Source organism: Micromonospora sp. KC207, from assembly GCF_004348615.1.
GTDB lineage: Bacteria > Actinomycetota > Actinomycetes > Mycobacteriales > Micromonosporaceae > Micromonospora.
In genome coordinates this window covers 1-4252 of the sequence record NZ_SMKJ01000416.1, presented here as the reverse complement: position 1 = coordinate 4252, position 4252 = coordinate 1, and the positions used below count along the sequence as shown (strand labels likewise).

2 protein-coding genes are annotated in these 4252 nt (G+C 73.1%); both read left to right on the top strand.

Going from position 1 to position 4252, the window contains the following annotated elements; translation table 11 throughout:
* Nucleotides 1–200: 200 nt before the first annotated feature.
* Nucleotides 201–1262, top strand: a complete 1062-nt coding sequence (locus tag E1258_RS30380) for a hypothetical protein (RefSeq protein WP_132407148.1) — start codon at nucleotides 201–203, stop codon at nucleotides 1260–1262.
* Between the two features lie 121 nt (nucleotides 1263–1383).
* Nucleotides 1384–4170: a phosphoenolpyruvate carboxylase gene (ppc, locus tag E1258_RS30375; protein WP_132407146.1), complete on the top strand. Its 2787-nt coding sequence runs from the start codon at nucleotides 1384–1386 to the stop codon at nucleotides 4168–4170.
* The last annotated feature ends 82 nt before the right edge of the window (nucleotides 4171–4252 follow it).

Genomic DNA, 4252 nt, shown 5'->3' with positions numbered 1-4252 from the left:
GCCCGACACCCACCCTCCTCCCGTCCCAACCCGGAACGCCGGTCACGATCGCGCTCGATCCGGGGACGGTGTGCGCACGCTCGAAGTCCCACGCCTTGGCCCGGCCGACGAGCACCGCCGGGAAGCGCCACCACCGCGTTCCGCCCCGACCGAAGCGACGAAAATCCACAACAAGGGCATATTGCCCCTAGGCTGGCCGTGTGGACGATGAGCCGGACATCCCGGTACGCGAGTGGCTGCCGCGCACCGCCGCCCTGCTGGCCGGCACCCTGGCGCTGGCCACCGCGTTCATCGCCGCCTACGTGGGCACGTTGCACGACCCGGTGCCGCGCGACGTGCCGGTCGGGGTGGTCCTCGGCGACCAGCGCGCCCAGGCGGTCATGGCCGCCGTGCGCGGCGAGACCGACAAGATCGAGCCCGTCGAGTACGACGACGCGGCGGCCGCCGACGTCGGACTCACCGCCCGCGAGGTGTACGGGGTACTCACCGCCACGCCCGAGGGCGGACTGCGACTCGCCACTGCCAGCGCCTCCGCGCCCGCCGCCGCCGACGTGGTCGACCAGGTGTTCGCCGAGGCCGCTCGGCGGTCCGACCTGCCGTTGACGGTCACCGACGAGGTACCGGTCGAGCAGACCGACCCGCGCGGTCTCGTCCCGTTCTACCTCGCGGTCGGCTACATCCTCGGCGGCTACCTCGCCGCCACCGCGCTCGGCCTGCGTACCGGCACCGCGCCCCGCAGCCTCGCTTCCGCCGGGCTGCGCATCGCCGTCCTCGCGGCGTACGCGGTCGTGCTCGGCGTGGTGGGCGCGCTCGTGGTCGGCCCGGTGCTGGACATCTGGCACCACGACGTGCCGGCGGTCGCCGCGGTCGGCGCCCTGGCCGTCTTCGCCGCCGCCATGATCGCCTCTGCCATGCAGGGCTGGCTCGGGCTGTTCGGCACCGGGCTCGCCATCCTGCTGCTGGTGGTGCTCGGCAACCCCGGCTCCGGCGGCATCTACGCCCCCGAGTTCCTGCCCGCCTGGATACGCGGCATGCACCGGTGGAACGTGCCCGGGCTGACCACCGACCTGATCAAGTCGGCGGTCTACTTCGATCGCCGGTCGATGGGCTGGCCGCTGGGCGGGCTCGCCCTGTGGGTGGCGCTCGGCGTCGTGGGATTGCTCACGGCCACCCTGGTCCGCGGCCGGCACGCTGGCGCCCGCCACTCGGGCGGCACCCCTGCCACCTGCGACGATGCGCGCCCCGGCGGGGCAGGCGGTTAGCAGGGCCCCCTGTACAACAAAAAGCGATAACAAGGGGCCCTTCCTTTCGAAGGGGGCGGCGCGGATACGATCCAGGGAATCGGACAGCGCTGTCCTTCGTCCCTGGCGTAAGGAGCGCACCGTGACCGACCAGCACGACCACGACGGCCCGGACGCCGCGCTGCGGGCCGACATCCGCCGCCTCGGCACGCTGCTCGGGCAGACCCTCGCCCGGCAGGAGGGCCGCCCGCTGCTCGACCTGGTCGAGGAGATCAGGGCCCAGGTCCGCTCCGACGCCCCGGCCGCCGCGCAGCGCCTCGGCGGGCTGGACGTGACCACCGGCACGAAGCTCGCCCGAGCCTTCTCCACCTACTTCCACCTGGCCAACATCACCGAGCAGGTGCACCGGGCGCGGGACCTGCGCCGCCGCCGGGCGATCCAGGGCGGCTGGCTGGACCAGGCGGCCAAGATGATCGCCGAGCGTGGGGTGCCCGCCGAGGAGATCGCGGCGGCTGCCCGCCGGCTCGCGGTGCGCCCGGTCTTCACCGCCCACCCGACCGAGGCGGCCCGCCGGTCGATCCTGTCGAAGCTGCGCGCCGTCGCCGACGAGCTGGACGCCGAGACCGCCAACGCGATCCTCTACGGGGCCAGCGACGAGGGGCCGGCCAACCGACGCCTGGCCGAGCTGCTGGACCTGATGTGGCAGACCGACGAGCTGCGGCTCGACCGGCCGGACCCGACCGACGAGGCCCGCAACGCCATCTACTACCTGCGCGACCTGTACGCCGAGGCCGCTCCGCAGGTGCTCGAAGACCTCGCGGACACGCTGCGCGCCCTCGGTGTGGAGACGTCCCCGACGGCCCGCCCGCTGACGTTCGGCACCTGGATCGGCGGCGACCGGGACGGCAACCCGTTCGTCACCCCGCAGGTGACCGGCGAGGTGCTGCGCATCCAGCACGAGCACGGCATCGCGGCCACCGAGGCGGCGATGGAGCACCTGATCAACGAGGTGTCGGTCTCCCGCCGGCTGCGCGGGGTGTCGCTGGACCTCTCCGCCAGCCTTGCCGCCGACCTGGACGCGCTGCCCGAGGTCGCCCCCCGGTTCCGCCGGGTGAACGCCGAGGAGCCGTACCGGCTGAAGGCCCGGTGCGTGAAGGCGAAGCTGGCCAACACCCGGGAGCGGCTGCGCCGGGGCACCCCGCACGTGCCGGGGCGCGACTACCGGGGCGCGGCCGAGCTGATCGCCGACCTGGAGCTGCTGCGCGCCTCGCTTGCCCGCAACGCCGGCCAGCTCACCGCCGTGGGCCGGCTCGCCTCCACCATCCGTACGGTGTCCGCTTTCGGCCTGCATCTGGCGACGATGGACGTGCGGGAGCACGCCGAGAAGCACCACGAGGTGCTCACGCAGCTCTACGCGGCCGTCGGCGAGGTGTCCGACTACCCGTCGCTGACCCGCCTGGAGCGCACCAAGCTGCTCGCCGACGAGCTGACCGGCCGTCGCCCGCTGTCGACGCTGGACACGCCGCTGACCGAGAGCGCCCGCAAGACGTTCGACGTGTTCGCCACCGTCCGCGAGGCGCAGGACCGGTTCGGCTCTGAGGTCATCGAGTCGTACATCATCTCGATGACCCTCGGCGTGGACGACGTGCTCGCGGCGGTGGTGCTGGCCCGCGAGGCCGGGCTGGTCGACGTGCACAGCGGCCGGGCCCGGATCGGCTTCGTGCCGCTGCTGGAGACCCCGGCCGAGCTGAACGCCGGCGGTGAGCTGCTGGACGAGTTGCTGTCGCTGCCCGCGTACCGGTCGCTCGTGGCGGCCCGGGGCGACGTGCAGGAGGTGATGCTGGGCTACTCCGACTCCAACAAGGAGGCGGGCATCACCACCAGCCAGTGGTCGATCCACCGGGCGCAGCGGGCACTGCGGGACGTGGCCGCCCGGCACGGTGTGCACCTGCGGCTGTTCCACGGCCGGGGCGGCACCGTCGGGCGCGGCGGCGGCCCCACCCACGAGGCGATCCTGGCCCAGCCGTACGGCACCCTCGACGGCGCGATCAAGGTCACCGAGCAGGGCGAGGTCATCTCCGACAAGTACACGCTGCCGGCGCTGGCCCGGGAGAACCTGGAGCTGACCATGGCCGCCGTGCTCCAGGCGACCCTGCTGCACACCGCGCCCCGGCAGCCGGCCGAGATGCTGGAGCGCTGGGACGCGTCGATGGACGTGGTCTCCGACGCGGCGTTCCGGTCGTACCGGTCGCTGGTGGAGGACCCGGACCTGCCGGAGTACTTCTGGGCATCCACCCCCACCGAGCTGCTCGGCGCGCTGAACATCGGCTCCCGGCCGGCGAAGCGGCCCAACACCGGGGCCGGCCTGGGCGGGCTGCGGGCCATCCCGTGGGTGTTCGGCTGGACGCAGACCCGGCAGATCGTGCCCGGCTGGTTCGGTGTCGGCTCCGGGCTGGCCGCGGCGCGCGAGGCCGGACTGGCCGACGTGCTGGCCGAGATGCACCGCAACTGGCACTTCTTCCGCACGTTCCTGTCGAACGTCGAGATGATGCTGACCAAGACCGACCTGAGCATCGCCCGCCGGTACGTGGAGACGCTCGTGCCGAAGAAGCTGCATCCGATCTTCGCGAAGATCGAGCAGGAGTACGAGCTGACCAAGCAGGAGGTGCTGGCGGTCACCGCCTCGCCGGCCCTGCTGGAGAACTCGCCGGTGCTCCAGCGCACCCTCGCGGTGCGCGACACCTACCTGGAGCCGCTGCACCACCTCCAGGTGGCGCTGCTGCGGCAGTACCGGGACTCCGGCGCGGCGGGCCGGGCGGTGGCCACGGCCCCGGGTGGCCGGCGCGCTCCGAGCGACGGGACGGCGCTGGAGCGGGCGCTGCTCACCACGGTCAACGGCATCGCCGCCGGTATGCGCAACACCGGCTGAGGTGTAGGGAGGGGGCCCCTGCTGACGCATTCCGCATAGCAGGGGCCCCCTTTTCACATCCGGTGGAGGGTGGGGCGAAAGC